Consider the following 16,185-nt stretch of genomic DNA (forward strand, 5'->3'; position numbering starts at 1 on the left):
GTCAGGTCTGCCTGCGCATGCTCCAGCCCCACCCAGCATCCGCGTCGAGGGAAACCATCCCTCACGCGGGCGTTTTTCAGCGGCCTGTTAGCACGACGTGCGTCGAGTGCATGAAGCGAAAGACCTGGTGTTCCCGGATTCTCCTAGCAAGGCATGCGGCGCGCACAACCCTCTGATGGCTGACAGCTTTTCACCTGCACGCCCTTGCTCAGCGAAGGGACATGTTCCTCGCCGTGAAACGGCTTCGACACTTCACACACGAATGACAATGTTTCGACACTTCGCACACACCGACGCGCATCATGCGTTTCAGGCCGCCATGCGGCGTCCGCCATACCCTGCTCTGGATTCCCATATGCGCTGACCTGCTCCCCATAGAGTCCGCGGTTATTAGTTCGCTCTGTTCAGGGTTTGGTCCTCTACTGACCGTTGGTGATACTCCCACGGGGTGAGCCCGTCGAGGCTCGTGTGATCCACGCCGATAGACACGCGGATCAATCCCGGCCAAGGCACAGGCCCGCCGCTGGTTGTAGCTCTTCTCTGTCATGGCCCAGTCCACTGCTCGTCGCCTTGCACCGGGCTTCAGAAGTTTTTTCCCAGCATCTCCTTGAGCGTGGCCACATCCAGCATCTGCTCCGCGAGCATCTTCTTGAGCTTCGCGTTCTCAGCCTCCAAGGTCTTCAGCCGTTTGGCCTCCGACACCTCCATGCCGCCATACTTCGAGCGCCACTTGTAGAATGTGCCCTCACTGATGCCATGCTTCCGGCAGAGCTCCTTGGCGCCTATCCCGGCCTGGTGCTCTTTCAGGATGCCAATGATCTGCTCTTCGCTGAAACGGCTTTTCCGCATTGTCTGTCTCCTCGTTTGGAGAACAGGCTAACTTCAAAACGCGGACTTTTCAGGGGAGCAGGTCAGCAGCTGCTCGCCATGGGTACGGCACGCTTCACCGCCGCAAGCGCACTCGGAGCCCTTTCCAGTCGCTCCGACTACCTATGTTGTGCCGGATGCAGAATTTTTGGATGCGTCGGAATTGGCCCTATATCCACATCACCCGATGAAACGCGAAGGAGGCGCCTGCATGGCCACCACCGGAAAACAGCTGTTCACCACGCTCGAGGCCGACGGCACGCTGACCGTCGCGCTTGAAGACGTTTCATTTGCCGACCCCACCCACAACCAGGTGCTGGTGCGGATGGAAGCCGCACCGATCAATCCCTCGGACCTAGCCATTCTCGTCGGCGGCGCCGACATGGAGAACGCGGATTACACGCCGGGCAAGTTCGTGGCCCGGGTGCCCGATGCAGCAAATGCCGCATCGAAGGCCCGTCACGGTTTGAAATTGCCCGCTGGTAACGAAGGCGCAGGCACGGTGATCGCCGCTGGCGACAGTGCTGCTGCGCAGGCGCTGGTAGGGCAGCGCGTCTCCTGCGTCCCGGGCAACGCCTACAGCCAGTATTGCCTCTCCGACGCGGACATGTGCCTCCCGCTGGGCGAGCATTCCGCCGAAGAAGGCGCCAGCGCCTTCGTCAACCCGATGACCGCCCTCGGCTTTGTGGAGACTGCCAGGGCCGACGGACAGAACGCCATCTTGCACACTGTCGGGGCCTCGAACCTCGGCCAGATGCTGACGCGCATCTGCGCAGAGGATGGCATCGGGCTGGTGAACATCGTGAGAAAGAGCGATCAGGTGGAGCTGCTGAAGGGGCTTGGCTCCGAGCATGTGGTCAACTCTTCCGAAGACGATTTCATGGACAAGCTGACCGACGCAATTCGTGAGACAGGCGCCTTCTACGGCTTCGATCCCGTGGGAGGCGGTACGCTGGTCGATACCGCATTTCGGGCGATGGAGAGGGTCGCAAGGGAGCATATGGCCGAGTATTCGCGCTACGGATCGAACCAGCCGAAACGCATGTTCATCTACGGCCGCCTCGACACCAGCCCTACCATCCTGACACCCAGCTACGGGTTCGGCTGGACCTTATCTGGCTGGCTTCTGTTCCCATTCCTGCAGTCGATTGGGCAGGAGCCCATGGGCCGGATGCGTCAGCGCGTACGTGACAACCTCACCAGCACCTTTGCCAGCAGCTACAAATCTCGCGTCACGTTGGAGGAAATGCTGACCAAGGACGCCGTGCTGGACTACCGCGCCATGCGCACGGGCGAGAAATACCTCGTCACGCCCTGGGCCTGACCCGCAGGGCAGAGAGGCGCCGCCCGTCGCCGGGCAGCGCCACATAAGGTTACAGAAGCTCGAGGACCTTCTTCGCCGCCGCCTCCGACGAAGCCGGGTTCTGCCCCGTCACCAGCCGGCCATCGGACACGGCATGAGGCTGCCAGTCGCCGACGCTCTCGAAGTCAGCCCCCAGCTCGCGCAGCTTCGTCTCCAGCAGGAACGGCACTGCCTCCACCAGCCCCACGGCCTCTTCCTCGCTGTCCGTGAAGGCCGTGACCTTGCGGCCCTTCACGATGGGATCGCCATTCGCATCCACGACTTTGGCAAAGGCCGCCGGACCATGACAGACCGAGGCGACGACCTTGCCGCTATCCCAAGCCTTGCCAATGACCTTGGCTGCAAGCGCGCTTTCCGCAAGGTCGCACATCGCGCCGTGGCCGCCCGGTATGTAGAGCGCGTCGTAGGTTGTGACGTCCTCGTCCTCGAGGCGGCCGGGGTTGGACAGAAGCGCCGTTGCCTCCGTATCTGCGCGGAACCTTGTGACCGAGGCCGGGGCCTCCTCACCAGTCACGTCGGAATTCGGGTCAATGGGAACAGGTTTTCCGCCAAGCGTCACCAGCGTGACCTCATGGCCCGCATCAAGGAAAGCGTAATACGGACTCGCCAACTCTTCGTACCAAACGCCGGTGGGGTTGCCGGTATCGCCAAGGACATCGGCCGCAGTGGACAGGATCAAAATACGTGCCATTTTCATGTCTCCTTGCGTTGTCTCGGAACGTCCCGCGAGGGTCACTGCAGGAACGTCTCCGCAGTGATATGGGACGAATTTGCAAATCGAGAAATTGATGCGCAGCATGTCAGATATCGGTAAGCTGGACACATGACCCCGGACATATCTCTTCTTCGCGTCTTCCACGCCGTGATGGAAGAACGCAATGTCACTGCTGCGGCGCGACGCCTCGGCCAGTCGCAAAGCACTGTCAGCGCGGCACTTGCGCGGCTGCGCGTCGCCTTGGGGGATGAGCTTTTCTTGCGCGCCAGATATGGCGTCGAGCCGACCGAGAAAGCGTTGCAGATCGCGCCGGACGTCGCGGCCGGGCTGAACCGGCTCGAACGGGCGTTCCGTGCCGCCGAGCCTTTCGACCCCGCCCAAAGCACGCGGCGCTTCCGGCTGTTGCTGGGTCCTTACGCAGAGGTCGTGCTCGCCCCGCCTCTGGCCGCCGCCTTCGCGCGTCACGCCCCCGAGGCCGAGCTCGAAATCGCCCCGATCGGCCCGGACCTGGATCCGCGCTCCCTTGCCGGGCAAAGCTTCGATCTCGCCATCGGACGGTTCTCCCCTCCACCGGAGGACCTGGTCGTCTCGGAACTGTTCAATGACGGATTCCGCTGCATCGTAGCCCCCGAGGCTTTGGCAGACGTCGCGACCCTGGATCGCGACCTTTATGAGCGGCTTCCGCATGTGGTGGTGGCGCCGCCCGGAAAATGGCGCACCGGATTGCACAAACTAACCGCCGACACAGGCCTGCGCCGGAACACCGCAGTGATCGTCTCCCATTTCATGACGGCAGCGCCGACAGTCGCTCGCATCGGAGGCATCGCCACTGTCCCTGCGCGTATCGCGGCCCTGATCGCCGAACCTCACGGGCTTCGGGACATGCCGGTCCCACTGAACCTGGGAACATTCCCGACCCAGGTCGCCTGGCACCCACATGACCGGAGCGACGCGCGCCACATCTGGCTGCGAGACCTTCTGAACCATATTGCATTTGGAAAAAAGGAGAGGAGCCGAGACACGTGACCACAAAGTCATTGGCAGCTCGTTGCGCCTGCCTGCCGTCCCGGTCGTGAGCAACGTCTGACCGCGTCTACCACCTCGCCACCCGGGTAATCCCCAAGACCTGACTGTCAGGGACTCCTGGCGCGGCCCGTAGTGTTGTGCGGCTCAGTGTAGCCGAGCGCGCACGAAATGGGCCAGCACGGACTCCTCTCCCAGCACCCGAAGCGCCTCTAGTCGGTGGAGACCTTCGATCACCACGTAGCCGTATCCGTCAGGCTGGAGCTGAATTGGGGTGGTGTGCCCGTCCTCCAAAATGCTCTCGGCGAGCTTGCGGACTTTGTCCTCGCAGAGCGTCATTTTTTGCTTGAGCGAAACCCTATTGTCGCTGATCGCAACGGTATGCTTTTCCAACATCGGTGGAGCATGGGGCAGATTGGCATCAGGCGCGAGTCCTGTCGAAGCTGGGGCGCGTGTCAATGATGTCCAAGTCATCGGGCGGGCCACCAAACGCAATACGCACTTTGCATGCGACCAGTGTCACGCCGCTATCTCGGCGTCCCTTGCCTGCGCTGAGCCGACCCACCCAGTTTTTTTTGGACAGGGCCGTTTGGCTACTTGAGCCCAAACGCGACCTTCGCCCCGAGATGCGTATGCGGCGAAGCGGACCTTCACGCCAAGAGCATGGGGCGGCAGTGGTGCGGACTTTCCGGCCATTCGGCGATTAGCTGGTGCAATCGCAGTATGACGAAGGAATTACTCGCAGCCGCAGCAAGCAGGGTTCTGCGCCGCAGCGCAGATCACGATAGCGGTCGTTCAAGGCCGCACCAAACCCGGGAGCCACAACCCACCATTCGCTGCGCCTTGCCGCAGCGCCGATGCGGACTTTTCTAACGTTCGCTGTGGCTACCAAGGCGACCTGCCTCATCTTCAACTTGCGTCGCAAAGGCGCGGAAACGCCAGCCTTGCGATTAGAGGCAGACCCTGGAGCTGCCGCACCCCGAAACGGTCCGCGGAACATCAAATTGCCACTGCGGTCCCGCGTTCCGCCTGTTCGCCAGTAGCCGATCGAGCGCCAAGCTTTTCGGATTGGGCCGTCGCTGAACCTGCGCGAAGGCTCAGTGCACGTCTCCAATGGCGCCTTTTAACTGGATGTCAGGATTGCGCTGGGAACTTGATGTGCACGCGCAGTCCATCCGAACCGTCCACGGTCAGGGTCGCGTCGTGCTGGAAGGTCAGGGTCCGGATCATCCGCCAGCCGAGAGAATTCGACCGCTCGGGACGCTCGGCATCCGGCGGCAGGCCGACACCATTGTCTGACACGAGCAGCGCTATGCCCTGTTTCAGATCGCCGGACACCTCGACCCGGATGAGCCCTTTGTCGCGGCCGACGAAGGCATATTTGAACGCATTGGTGATGAGTTCACCAACGATAAGTCCGGTGTCGACAGCAAACTTGCTGTCGAGCTGTAGCGCTTCGCAGGATACGTCGATCTTGGCCGTGAGCCCGCCGCCGCTGAAGGCCCGCTCCGACGTTCTCGCGACTTCGTCCAGCATCTCCGACAGGTCGACCTGGCTGGCGTCCGTCCCGCGCTGCATCAATTCGTGGGCCTTGGCGAGCGATCCGACGCGAACTTCGAGTTCGGTCAGGACCTGGTGGGTTTCAGCCTGCTCGGCCTGCGACTTGCTCATCCGGATCAGCGCGACGATGAGTGCCAGGTTGTTGCCGGTCCGGTGATGAAGCTCCTGCATGAGCAGGTCGCGGTCGGCGATCCCTTCGGCCAATTCGCGGTTCTGCTCGCTGAGTGCAGCGGTGGGATCCTTTGCGCTGAGATCACTCAGCGCTTCCGTCGCCTGGTCGATCAGCTGGGGACCGGCGGGCAAGATCGCAGACGGCAGGAACGCCGCGTCGATCCGCGTGCCCTCGTGCCCTGTCTCGACGTCGAAGCGCGTGGCAATCCTCTGCACGCCGCGCAGTCCCAGCCCCATGCCCGCCGAGGAGGACCGCGGGCCGTCCGGCTCGAGGTTCTCTTTCGGGATCCCGCGCCCCTGGTCGGTCACCAGAAGGCCGAGCGCGGGCTTGCCGTTCACCTCGGTGAGCGAGAAGGTCGCGCGCCCCTTCTGGCCATGCTCTATCGCGTTGCGGCCAAGCTCGACGACGGCGGTCACCGTCCGCGTTCGCTCGAACGAGCCGAACTGCAGGACGTTGGTCAGCGTCATCGCTACCTCGCGCAACCGCGCCACGTCGGCGCTCTTCTCCAGGGTCACGGTGGTAAGCTTGGCCGCCTTCATTGCTCGCGCTCCCGGTTGATCCGAATGACGACGATGCTGGCGTCGTCGCGACCCCGGAAGGCCCGGTCCAGAAAGAAGCCGGCGATCAAAAGAAGGCTCTTTTTGAGCAGCCCCGGCGGGAAATGCGCTTCTCGAAGCGTTTTCAGCCCGTCGCTGTGCAGGATCACCATGTCGCCTGCCTCCAGCTGCACCGTTTCCTCGTAGCCGCGCGTCGCTGTACCGCCGATGCGGCCGTCCCGAACCGCCATGCGGCGTACGCCCTGTGCCCCGATCAGCAGCGTCGAGATATTTCCGAGACCCGTGTAGCGCAGTTCCATCTGCGGCTGCGCGACGTGCACCAGCGCCGCCACCGCGCCGCGCCGACCGACGAGCTGCTCGGTGATCTGGCGCATCAGCTTGCCTGGCTCGGAGGACAAACCGCCCGCGGCGAAGGCGGCGTCGGTGACTTCGGCGGCGGCCTCGGCAGCGGCGGGGCCATGGCCGAGACCATCGCAGAGCAGCACGTCGGTCGCCCGCGGGGTCTGCCGGATCTGGAAATCGTCGCCGCAGGAGTCCTCATGCGGATGGCACACCCGCAGGCCGACCGCCTCGACACCGATGTCGGACCCGTCGCCGCGCCCGCCGAAGGTGCAGACGATGGTGGTCCCGTTCTCCGGCGAGCTGAAGATGTCGAAGGTGTCTGACAGACGAACGATGGCCCCGAGGCCAAGCCCTGCGGACTCCGTGGAGCTTTCGCCGTCCTGGAACATCCGGTCGATATCCGGGATGCCCGGCCCGCGATCGGTGAAGATCATGGTGATGAGTTCGGCACCGGGGGTCCGCACGAGTTCGATCAACGCCCGGCCGCGATCGGCGTAGCGCAGGATATTCGTAGTGGCCTCTGTCGCGACGATCGCGAGTTCGTCCAGACGTGTCTCGGGCAGGCCGATCTCGGCGCCATGGCGCCGCGCCAGCCGTCGCACCACGGCGACGGCGCTCCGATCATCAATCTCGACCCACTGGTTCATAGCTTCACGCTCATGGAAACGGTTGTACCCTTCCCGGGCGCGGACCGGACCTCGAACCCGTGTGAGAGCCGCTTGGCGCCGCCAAGCCCCCTGCCCAGCCCTCCCGCGGTCGTGTATCCCTCGGTCATGGCCAGCGTCACATCTTCGATCCCCGGACCGTCGTCCCGGCATTCGACGCGCAGATACTCGTTACGTGTATCGAGATAAATCGAAATCCGGCCACCACCACCGTGCACGATGGCGTTGCGAGCAATTTCGCTCACCGCTGTCGCGAACCGCGTGATGCGCATCACCGAGAGCCCGCGTTCCTTGAGCATTCGCGCGACCGCCTGACGCGCAGCGACAACGTCCCGGCTGGTTGCGAGCGTGATCTCCGCGAGCGCGGGCGTGTCTGATGTCCCTTCGGGATCAGGCACGCCGCAACTGGGAAAGCGCGTGGGTCAGGCTGAGCGCCGTGCGGATCTCGGGCAGGTACATCCCCAGTTCGACCAGGGTCACGGCCACCGCCGGGCGCATCCCGACAACGTAGGTCTCGGCCGCCAGCAGACGCGAGATCCCCGCAAGCTGGGCGATGACGCGCCCGACAAACGTATCGACGATCTCCAGCGAACTGATGTCGAGGATCACGCCCTTGACGTTCTCCTTGGCAATCCGGTTCGAGAGGGTCTCCTGCAACTCCACGATTTCGGTATCGGTGACGTCGTCCTGAATGGACACGAGAAGTGCGTTCTCGACCAGGTTGATGGACGTCACTCCCGACACGTCAGGAAGCCTCGCTGGTCTTGATCACATAGCCGACCTTCTGCAGCGCATCGGACAGCGCCGTGCGGATGCTCGACCGGGTCGACACGGTGCCCACGTCGATGCCGAGCTGGACCATGGTCTGGGCGATCATCGGGCTGATGCCGCTGATGATGCATTCGGCCCCCATCAGACGCACGGCGGCTGCAGCCCGCAGAAGGTGCTGCGCCACTTGCGTGTCGACGGTGCCGACACCGGTGATGTCCATGATCACCACCTCGGCCTGACGCTCGAGGATGGTCTGGAGCAGGTTCTCCATGACCTCCTGCGCCCGGGCGGAATCCAGCGTGCCGATCAGCGGCAACGTGAGAACCCGGTCCCAGAGTTCGACCACGGGTGTCGACAGTTCGAGCATTTCCTGGCGCTGACGCTCGATGATCTGGTCGCGCTCGCCGATGAAAATCTCGTTGGTATAGATCGCGAAGGCATCGACGAGGCGGGTCACCATGAGAACGTCGCGAATGAGCTTTCCGCCCTCGACGCCGGGCATGGCCTCGAGCCGCTTGAACAGCGGCGCCTTGAGCGCCAGCACGAAGGTCGCCATCTCGGTCGGCGTGACGCCGCGACCGACGCGCTCCTTGCTGACGTCGGCCAGAACCGCGCGCAGGTCTTCCCAGGCATCATCGTCGAGGCTGAATTCCTCGTTCACGACACCAGCCCGAATGCCTTTGACAAAGGCTTTCAGGAGTTCCTGGTTCTGCCCACGACTTTCAGAGTCGGAGAACAAGTCCGAGCGCTTCACGCCCTCCTTGACCTGGGTGCCAAGCCACTCTTCCACGACACCGGAGAAATCGGTTTCGAGGATGGTCAGGATGTTTGCCGTCGCGGTTTGCGGCATTTGCGGGAACCTCGGTTCATTGTGATGCGACCTGTAAGCCAATTAATGGGAATAAAGTCAACGGCAACGGTAACGTAGCCTGTCGCAGCGTCAGGTGGAAGGATACGTCATCAACTGACGCTGGCGGAGCCGGGGCTATTCAGTGCCTATCCCTTTGGTTAGCGCTGCCATGCTCTTGCAAGTCTGCTGATAGAGTTCCAGGCACAGGTCAGCTGCGCTCCTATCAAGCCCGCTGGTACGAGACCCGAATTCAGGATCCGCGGCGCACGGCAACGAAGTTCGCTGTCCTACTGCAGGAGTTGATCCTGCGCGCCGCAAGGCTTCAACTCGGCAATCCTGTGAGGCAGAAGATTTCTCGACGAGCCCACTGTCGAGCTCTTGAATGGCATCCCGGGAAGCGCCACGTGCGTCCCAATGCGACGCCTTTGCGACGCTGGAGTTTGACATGTCCGAGACTTGGATGCCGCTTATCGCGGGGTTTGTGCTGCTGGTGGTCGGCGGTGAACTGTTGGTGCGAGGAGCGGTGCAGGCCGCGGAGCGGATGGATGTCTCACCTCTGGTCATCGGGCTCACGCTTGTCGGCTTCGGAACCTCGATGCCGGAGCTTGTGACCTCGGTGCAGGCCGGGCTCAGTGGCTCGCCCGGCATTGCCTATGGCAATATCGTCGGCTCCAACATTGCCAACATCCTGGTGATCGGCGGCATCTCGGCGTTGATCTTCCCGGTGATCGTTGCTGAGGCCGCGCTCCGGCGTGATGCGGCGCTGATGGTGGGCGTGAGTGCGCTTCTCGTGATCTTCGCAGCGACCGCGCGCCGCATCGACCGCTGGGAGCGGCTGGCGCTGCTCGCGGGCTACGGCGCCTATCTCTACCTGCTCTGGCCCTGAGCTCCTACGGCTGCAGCGGCCAGAACACCGGGGCCAGCAGCACCGTCACCACGCCGGCCATGATGTTCATCGGCAGGCCGAGCCGCAGGAAGTCGGTAAAGCGGTAGCCGCCAGCATTGTAGACCATCGTGTTGGTCTGGTAGCCGATCGGGGTCGCGAAGCTGGCGCTGGCGCCGAACATCACGACCACGACGAAGGCGCGCGGGTCCAGCCCCAGTGCCTGTGCCACGCCGACGGCAATCGGGGTCATGATCACCGCGACAGCATTGTTGGTCACCACCTCGGTCAGAACCGAGGTCACCGCGTAGATCAGCGCCAGTGCGAGGATCGGGCTCAACTGCGCCAGTGGCCCCGAAATCCCGTCCACGATCAGCGCCATGGCCCCGCTGCGCTCCATCGCGGTGCCCAGCACCAGCATGCTGACGATCAGCAGCAGCAGGCGGCCGTCGATGGCGCCGATGCCCTCGTCCGGCTCGACGCAGCGGGTCAGCAGGACGATGGCGGCACCGATGATCGCCAGCGGCAGGATCGGCGCAAGCTCAAGCGCCGCGGCCAGCACGACCATGGCCAACACCGCCAGCGCGATCGGTGCCTTGCTGCGCCGGAATGCGCGGGCCTGCAACGGTGCCAGCAGGATCAGATCCTCGTCCCGCGCGAGGCGCGCGATGTCCTCGGCGGGCCCATCCAGAAGCACCGTATCGCCCGGGTTCAGCTGCAGCCGGTCCTCCAGCAGATCACGCGCGCTGCCCTTGCGGTGCAGGGCGATGGGGTAGACGCCGTGGCTGCGCCGCCAGCCAAGCTCCGCGACCGCGCCCTTGCGCTCCTTCACCAATGCTTCGACCACTTGATGACGCCGCGCATTCGCGGGCTCGAGACCGGCAATAGCAAGGCTGCGCGAGCTCTCGCCCCGGTAGCCCGCCACCTCTGTGTCGGAGGTATGCAGCACCACCCGGTCGCCGGGGTGCAGCAGCTCGGCCTGAAGGCTGTGCCGCAGCGAGACATCCTCGCGGATCAGGTCCACCAGCCGGGTGGCGCTGCGCCTGAAATCGGGAATGTCACTCACTTTCCGGCCGATCAGCGGCGAGGTTGCGGGCACGAAGAGCTCGACCCGCCATGACCGTCCGCTGCGCGGCGCCTGCATCTCGGCCAAAGCCATCCGCTCGGGCAGCAGGCGCGGCGCGGCCACGGCAAGAAAGAGGCCGCCCAGCAAAGCCAGCGCGATGCCGAGCGGGGCGATCTCAAAGAGCGAGAAAGGCGCGAGATCGAGATCGCGGGCGACCCCGTCCACAAGGATGTTTGTCGAGGTGCCGATGAGCGTGCAGGTGCCGCCCATGATCACCACGAAGCTGAGCGGCATGAGGAACCGCGAGGCGCTGGTGCCAAGCTGGCGGGCCAGTCCGAAGACTACCGGGATCAGGATCATCACCACCGGTGTGTTGTTCATGAAAGCCGAGGCAATCGCCGCCAGCGCAAAGAAGAGCAGGATCGTCCGCCGCGGATGCCGGAGCATGCCGCGCCCCAGCCATTCGGCCACCGCCTCGAGCACCCCGGTGCGCACCAGCGCGGCGCTCAGCACGAACATCGCGCCGATGGTGGCTGGGGCGGAGTTGCTCAGCGCCTTGAGCACATCGTCGGTGCTTACAAGGCCGAGCAGCAGCGCCACGGCCACACCGCCAAGGGCGGTGACCTCGGCAGCGAAGCGCTCGGTCAGGAACAGGGCAAAGACGGCAGCCACCAGAAGAAGGGCGCCCTGAGGCGCGTAGGAACCGAGATCGAAAAGCATGGGAGGCACCCGGATAAACGCCGCGCTGGAAGGGCGCCGTCGGCAAGGCGCAGGTGGCGCGGGCTCTCGACCCACCGCACCCTCTTTGTGACGATCAACCATGCCACCGATTGAGGTACGCGAGAATAGGGATTCTCAGCGCTCGCGATGCGGGATCTCAAGCCTACCTTTTGCGGGAGCATATGCCCTCGTCCATGCCGTGTTGGTCAGCGCCTCGGTCGGATAGTTGCCCCGCAAAGCATCCCGCGAAGAGCAATCGCTCCGGCGCTTCCCATTGCCGCCTTTGAAGCTGCATTGTCGACTTTGCTAACCAAGATCAACTGGAGCCTTTACGGCGGGAAGAGACCGCGAGAACGCAGTAGGCTGTCTTGCCAAGTCTTCCCGTAGCCTTGCCAGCCGCCCGCCGCACAAGCAATACCGCGCAATTTCAACGCGAGCCAAGGAAGCTCTCTAACTGCTGTTTGCCACCGACAGCCGACTTCTCGATCATTTCGACAAGGATTTGTCTTGTTCCTCAGCCCGGCTCCAGCCTTCCGATGCGGCCTCTCGTTCCACCCGTTCCAGAAAAAACCTTCTGGCTGTTTCCGTCAGACCATACCGGCTGATGTAATCGGAGGTCACATCGCTCAAGGAAACGGAAGTTGTCATCATGGCGCTCCTTCTCCTTCGCCCAGCATACCCGAAAGTGGTGACCAGAAAGTTAACGCAGAGTGCGGTCTGATCCCGCAGGCGCGATGGCAATGGCTCGCAGAGTTCAGCGACAGAAAGCGACGCTTGATGGCGTCTTGGCTGAGCCTGTCCTGCGCTTAACGTTCCTTTCTCGCGGGAGACTTTGTGCCACGCCGACTTGCGCCCGAGTTCCGTTGCGTTAAACCCGGTCCCTAAGACCTCGATCCCATGGAAACGCCTCTACATGACACTTCATTTTCCAAGACTTGGGATCGTCATCGCGATTCTGGTTGCGCTCTTTTCGTGGCGAATGGCGGGCGTCTGGGACGCAGTGAAATGCCGCGATGCGCGAAAGTCTTGGTTTAGCGAACCAGACAACGATGACCGTCATCAACTCTTGAACGACGCATGTGAGTGGTGAGATTCTTGAAGAAATTACGTTCCCGCTCCGGCACCGCAATATTTCAAGAAAAGCATACAATATGATTGTATAACAATACCTTAAATCCCCAAAGCGGAAACGCTTGGAGCGATAGGGCACAAGGCCTACGACGGTATTTGCCGCGACGCGTAGGGGGTCGCAGGATCCGCCCACCGGGTCCCCCATTTCACCCCAGTGGCAGGCTTGGGAGTGAACCAGAGTTGACAGAGGATTCCGCCAAAGCCGAGATCACCAGACAAAGCCCTATCGCGGCCAGAAGCGTGGCGCCCAGGATCACTCCCCGGGCCATACCTTGCTCCAATCCTGTGCCATGTCGACGATCAGCCAGCCGCGGTCTTCGCCCTCATCGAGGCCGCGGGCGAGTTGGCCGACATGGCTGTCCCGGTCATAGGCAAACTCCCGATCCGCGTCGGTGTGATGGACCAGAATCCCGAACCGGGCACCATCGCCAGCCGTCGTGTATTCGAGCATCTGGAAGTCACCATCCGAGTTGCCCGCAGCAAAGATCGGGCGCTGCCCGATGTGGCGCATGATCCCGACCGGCTTGCCTTCCTTGTCGTCGAGGAACGTGATGCCGCCATTCTTCGTCAAGGCGGGCCCGCCATCGGCCACCTCGTAGGTGGTGTCGCCCTCAGTCCCGACGACCTGCCAGGGCGGGATGCCATAGGTGTCCTCGGCAAAGGCGCGGATGAAGTCGATGCCGCCGCCCGAAACGATGTAGGTGGTGAACCCCTCGTCGCGCAGGTAGCTCAGAAGCTCGAGCATGGGCTGGTAGATCATCTCGCCGAAGGGCATGTCCGTCGTTGGGTGCATGGCGCTTTCCAGCCACGCGCCCGCGCTGGATTGGAAGTCTTCGACGGTGACACCTGAGTGAGAGACGTTGATCACGTCAAGCAGCCCCTCCATGCCGCCCGCAAGGATGCCTTCGAGGTCGCCCTCTGCGCCTGCCTTCAGGGCATCTGAGGTCAGGATCGAAGGGTCGCTCCCGGCCTTCTCCTTCAGCACGTCGATGGCGTAGAGGAGTTGGAAGTAGACCGGCTGTTCAGCCCAGAGGCAGCCGTCGTTGTCGAAAGTGGCAATGCGGTCTGCTTGAGGAACGAAGTCCTCTGAAGCCGGGTCGGTGACCGTCTCCACAAAGTCAATGATCGCCGACTTCGCCTCGGTGTCATTCCACGACGGCAATGGGTCGGCGTACGCAGCAACGGCCAGAAGCGTCAGGCAGGTGGTAGCGGTGAACAGGCGCATGGAAAACGACCTTTCGAATGAATTCGATGTGGTGGAATCGGAGGCCGGCCCTGCGCTCGCTGCACAGGGCCGACGTTCTCAAACATCACGAGCCAGCGGTCATTGCGTGCCGCCTGCTTGCGAGAGCTTCTCCATAACCTTGTCGAGGCTGAAGGAGGCCGCTTCTTGACGCGGCGGGAATTCCTGGAAGGTTTCGAGGAAGTTCGCCACATAGGACTGTGCCGGCACCAGCATGTAGGCGCGGTCGAGCATCCAATCGTAGTAGGTGTTCGAGGTCCGGTAGCCACGCTCGTAGGGATCGCGGCGCAGGTTGAAGATCAGCGGCGTGCGCAGGGGCGTCAGCGGCTCGATCCAGGCGCGGAACGTGCTCCAAGCCTTTTGCTCCAGGAAGGTGATCTTCCAATCGGCATAGCGCAGAGCCATCAGGTCGCCATCATCGGAGAAATAGAAGATCTCCTTTCGCGGGCTCTCCTCGGTTTCACCGGTCAGCAATGGCAGGATGTTGTAGCCGTCGAGGTGGACCTTGTAGTCACGACCCTCGCCCACTTCGGCGACAGTGATGCCGTCGAGCAGGTCGTCCTTGATCGTTTCGTTCCCGGCGGCGGCCAGGAAGGTCGGCAGCCAGTCCATGTGATGGACGATCTCGTTGACGACCTCGTCCTCAGGAATATGACCCGGCCAGCGCACCATCGCGGGCACACGCCAGGCGCCTTCCCAGTTGGTGTTCTTTTCACCCCAGAATGGCGTCATCCCGGCATCCGGCCAGGTGTTCATATGCGGGCCGTTGTCGGTGGAGTAGAAGACGATGGTGTTGTCGGCGATACCAAGCTCATCGAGCTTGTCGAGGAACACGCCGATATCAGCATCATGCTCGAGCATGCCGGCGGTGTATTCGTCGACCGGTTTGCCGACGATCTCGTTGGCCAGTGCCCGGTTCTCTTCACTGACGTGCGTGCGGAAGTGCATGCGGGTGCCGCTCCACCACACGAACCAAGGCGTACCCTGCTCGTTGGCGCGTTCGATGAAATCGATCGCCGCAGCAGAGGTCTCGTCATCCACGGTTTCCATACGCGTCTTCGTCAGCGGTCCGGTGTCCTCGATTTCACCGTCAGCGTAGGAGTGAATGACGCCACGGGGGCCGAAGGCTTCCCGGAAAGTCTGTCCGTCGCCGATCATCATGTCGGCCGGGTAGTCCTCGTTCTCGGGCTCTTCCTCGGCGTTGAGGTGGTAGAGGTTGCCGAAGAACTCATCGAACCCATGGTTGGTCGGCAGGTGCTCGTCGCGGTCGCCGAGGTGGTTTTTTCCGAACTGACCGGTGGCGTACCCCTCGGCCTTGAGCAGGCCCGCGATGGTTGGATCTTCGACCTGCATCCCTTCCTGTGCGCCGGGCAGACCCACTTTGGACAGGCCGGTGCGGAACACCGACTGGCCCATGATGAAGGAGGAACGGCCGGCGGTGCAGGATTGCTCACCGTAGTAGTCGGTGAAGATCATGCCCTCTTTGGCGATCCGGTCGATGTTGGGCGTCTCGTAGCCCATCAGCCCCCGCGTGTATGCGGAAATGTTAGACTGGCCGACATCATCGCCCCAGATCACCAGAATGTTCGGTTTTGTGGCGGTGGCTGCGTCTTGAGCCGCAACTGGCACGCTCGACACCACGACTGCGGCCAAGGTGGCTAACAATCTATGTGTTTGGTTTTTTGGTAACATAACTGTCTCCCTGTCTGCGAAATTCTTTCGGTGCAGCCCTGGGGCCGACGTCAAACACACCGATGCCACCAAACAGATCTTGCACCGTATGCGCAGCTTGGCTGCCGCAGCGTCAGCGGAATAGTTGGACCAAGTACCTACCTCGCCCGCGGGCGGGTGGCTTCAGACGTCGAGCAGCGCCGCGAGCACAGTCCGCGAAATCGGCTTGGCGATGTAGGTAGTGGCCCCTGCATTGAGACAGGCTTCTCGCGCTCCGCCGATGTCGCGACCCGTCATCACAGCGATACGCAGGTCGGGCGTACGCGCCACGAGCTTTGAAATAAGGTCGGCCCCGCCGATCCCGGGCAGGTGGAGGTCGAGTAACATGACCGCCGGAGATTGGGGCACCTCGCTGGCAAGCAGAGCTTCTCCACTGTCGAAGGTGTAGACGGAAAAGCCCAGAGATCGGACGGCACGGGACAGCGCCCGGCTGACGGCCGCGTCATCTTCGACGATCAGGACAACTCTGGGTTTCAGCTCCATTCGGCAACTCTACGCAGTGCCGACCGATCCTCATAGTTGCCCT

14 protein-coding genes and 2 pseudogenes are annotated in these 16,185 nt (G+C 62.7%); 3 read left to right on the top strand and 13 right to left on the bottom strand.

The genetic code is table 11. The annotated features are described in order from the left end of the window. Nucleotides 1-469: 469 nt before the first annotated feature. Nucleotides 470-849: pseudogene (locus tag LC039_RS19850) on the bottom strand (transposase); the annotation flags it as partial. Nucleotides 850-1,078: 229 nt separating this feature from the next. On the opposite strand from LC039_RS19850, the gene LC039_RS19855 reads away from it, so the two are divergent. Next, nucleotides 1,079-2,191: a zinc-binding dehydrogenase gene (locus LC039_RS19855; protein ID WP_226627671.1), complete on the top strand. Its 1,113-nt coding sequence runs from the start codon at nt 1,079-1,081 to the stop codon at nt 2,189-2,191. 49 nt (nt 2,192-2,240) lie between these two features. Here LC039_RS19855 and LC039_RS19860 read toward each other — a convergent pair whose 3' ends face one another. Next, complete coding sequence (locus tag LC039_RS19860) at nt 2,241-2,921, bottom strand: type 1 glutamine amidotransferase domain-containing protein (RefSeq protein WP_226627673.1); 681 nt, start codon at nt 2,919-2,921, stop codon at nt 2,241-2,243. A 132-nt stretch (nt 2,922-3,053) separates the two neighbouring features. On the opposite strand from LC039_RS19860, the gene LC039_RS19865 reads away from it, so the two are divergent. Beyond that, nucleotides 3,054-3,971, top strand: a complete 918-nt coding sequence (locus tag LC039_RS19865; protein ID WP_226627674.1) for a LysR family transcriptional regulator — start codon at nt 3,054-3,056, stop codon at nt 3,969-3,971. Between the two features lie 144 nt (nt 3,972-4,115). Here LC039_RS19865 and LC039_RS19870 read toward each other — a convergent pair whose 3' ends face one another. From LC039_RS19870 to LC039_RS19895, 6 genes are all read right to left on the bottom strand, one after another. Beyond that, nucleotides 4,116-4,364 (bottom strand): ParB N-terminal domain-containing protein, encoded by a 249-nt coding sequence (locus LC039_RS19870; RefSeq protein ID WP_226627676.1) that lies wholly within the window; start codon nt 4,362-4,364, stop codon nt 4,116-4,118. A gap of 738 nt (nt 4,365-5,102) precedes the next feature. Beyond that, nucleotides 5,103-6,239: an ATP-binding protein gene (locus LC039_RS19875; RefSeq protein WP_226627677.1), complete on the bottom strand. Its 1,137-nt coding sequence runs from the start codon at nt 6,237-6,239 to the stop codon at nt 5,103-5,105. Then, nucleotides 6,236-7,246, bottom strand: coding sequence for an ATP-binding SpoIIE family protein phosphatase (locus tag LC039_RS19880; RefSeq protein ID WP_226627679.1), 1,011 nt, complete (start codon nt 7,244-7,246; stop codon nt 6,236-6,238). The genes LC039_RS19875 and LC039_RS19880 overlap by 4 nt, the downstream gene beginning before the upstream one ends. Beyond that, nucleotides 7,243-7,662, bottom strand: a complete 420-nt coding sequence (locus LC039_RS19885; protein WP_226627681.1) for an ATP-binding protein — start codon at nt 7,660-7,662, stop codon at nt 7,243-7,245. The genes LC039_RS19880 and LC039_RS19885 overlap by 4 nt, the downstream gene beginning before the upstream one ends. Further along, entirely contained in the window at nt 7,655-7,999 is a 345-nt protein-coding gene (locus tag LC039_RS19890) for an STAS domain-containing protein (protein WP_224906250.1), read from the bottom strand. The genes LC039_RS19885 and LC039_RS19890 overlap by 8 nt, the downstream gene beginning before the upstream one ends. 10 nt (nt 8,000-8,009) lie before the next feature. Beyond that, nucleotides 8,010-8,885, bottom strand: a complete 876-nt coding sequence (locus LC039_RS19895; RefSeq protein ID WP_224906248.1) for an STAS domain-containing protein — start codon at nt 8,883-8,885, stop codon at nt 8,010-8,012. A 445-nt stretch (nt 8,886-9,330) separates the two neighbouring features. Here LC039_RS19895 and LC039_RS19900 point away from each other — a divergent pair. Continuing rightward, nucleotides 9,331-9,741: pseudogene (locus LC039_RS19900) on the top strand (sodium:calcium antiporter); the annotation flags it as partial. A 34-nt stretch (nt 9,742-9,775) separates the two neighbouring features. On the opposite strand, the gene LC039_RS19905 reads toward LC039_RS19900, so the two are convergent. The 5 genes from LC039_RS19905 to LC039_RS19925 form a co-directional block, all read right to left on the bottom strand. Then, nucleotides 9,776-11,554 carry an SLC13 family permease gene (locus LC039_RS19905; protein ID WP_226627684.1) on the bottom strand — a complete coding sequence of 593 codons (1,779 nt, stop codon included), beginning with the start codon at nt 11,552-11,554 and terminating at the stop codon, nt 9,776-9,778. A 486-nt stretch (nt 11,555-12,040) separates the two neighbouring features. Further along, on the bottom strand, nt 12,041-12,202 hold the full coding sequence (locus tag LC039_RS19910) for a hypothetical protein (protein ID WP_226627685.1): 162 nt from the start codon (nt 12,200-12,202) through the stop codon (nt 12,041-12,043). A 736-nt stretch (nt 12,203-12,938) separates the two neighbouring features. Next, nucleotides 12,939-13,910, bottom strand: coding sequence for an HAD family hydrolase (locus tag LC039_RS19915; RefSeq protein WP_226627687.1), 972 nt, complete (start codon nt 13,908-13,910; stop codon nt 12,939-12,941). Nucleotides 13,911-14,009: 99 nt separating this feature from the next. After that, on the bottom strand, nt 14,010-15,620 hold the full coding sequence (locus LC039_RS19920; protein WP_226627689.1) for an arylsulfatase: 1,611 nt from the start codon (nt 15,618-15,620) through the stop codon (nt 14,010-14,012). Between the two features lie 162 nt (nt 15,621-15,782). Then, nucleotides 15,783-16,142 carry a response regulator transcription factor gene (locus LC039_RS19925; RefSeq protein ID WP_226627691.1) on the bottom strand — a complete coding sequence of 120 codons (360 nt, stop codon included), beginning with the start codon at nt 16,140-16,142 and terminating at the stop codon, nt 15,783-15,785. Nucleotides 16,143-16,185: the final 43 nt, after the last annotated feature.

The organism is Alloyangia pacifica (assembly GCF_020524285.1).
In the GTDB taxonomy this organism is placed as follows: Bacteria; Pseudomonadota; Alphaproteobacteria; order Rhodobacterales; family Rhodobacteraceae; genus Salipiger; species Salipiger pacificus_B.

Coding starts and splice junctions, on each gene's coding strand:
- LC039_RS19925 (WP_226627691.1), bottom strand. CDS start 16,142: ATGGAGCTGAAACCCAGAGTTGTCCTGATCGTCGAAGATGACGCGGCC.
- LC039_RS19920 (WP_226627689.1), bottom strand. CDS start 15,620: ATGTTACCAAAAAACCAAACACATAGATTGTTAGCCACCTTGGCCGCA.
- LC039_RS19855 (WP_226627671.1), top strand. CDS start 1,079: ATGGCCACCACCGGAAAACAGCTGTTCACCACGCTCGAGGCCGACGGC.
- LC039_RS19875 (WP_226627677.1), bottom strand. CDS start 6,239: ATGAAGGCGGCCAAGCTTACCACCGTGACCCTGGAGAAGAGCGCCGAC.
- LC039_RS19905 (WP_226627684.1), bottom strand. CDS start 11,554: ATGCTTTTCGATCTCGGTTCCTACGCGCCTCAGGGCGCCCTTCTTCTG.
- LC039_RS19915 (WP_226627687.1), bottom strand. CDS start 13,910: ATGCGCCTGTTCACCGCTACCACCTGCCTGACGCTTCTGGCCGTTGCT.
- LC039_RS19870 (WP_226627676.1), bottom strand. CDS start 4,364: ATGTTGGAAAAGCATACCGTTGCGATCAGCGACAATAGGGTTTCGCTC.
- LC039_RS19865 (WP_226627674.1), top strand. CDS start 3,054: ATGACCCCGGACATATCTCTTCTTCGCGTCTTCCACGCCGTGATGGAA.
- LC039_RS19880 (WP_226627679.1), bottom strand. CDS start 7,246: ATGAACCAGTGGGTCGAGATTGATGATCGGAGCGCCGTCGCCGTGGTG.
- LC039_RS19895 (WP_224906248.1), bottom strand. CDS start 8,885: ATGCCGCAAACCGCGACGGCAAACATCCTGACCATCCTCGAAACCGAT.
- LC039_RS19910 (WP_226627685.1), bottom strand. CDS start 12,202: ATGACAACTTCCGTTTCCTTGAGCGATGTGACCTCCGATTACATCAGC.
- LC039_RS19860 (WP_226627673.1), bottom strand. CDS start 2,921: ATGGCACGTATTTTGATCCTGTCCACTGCGGCCGATGTCCTTGGCGAT.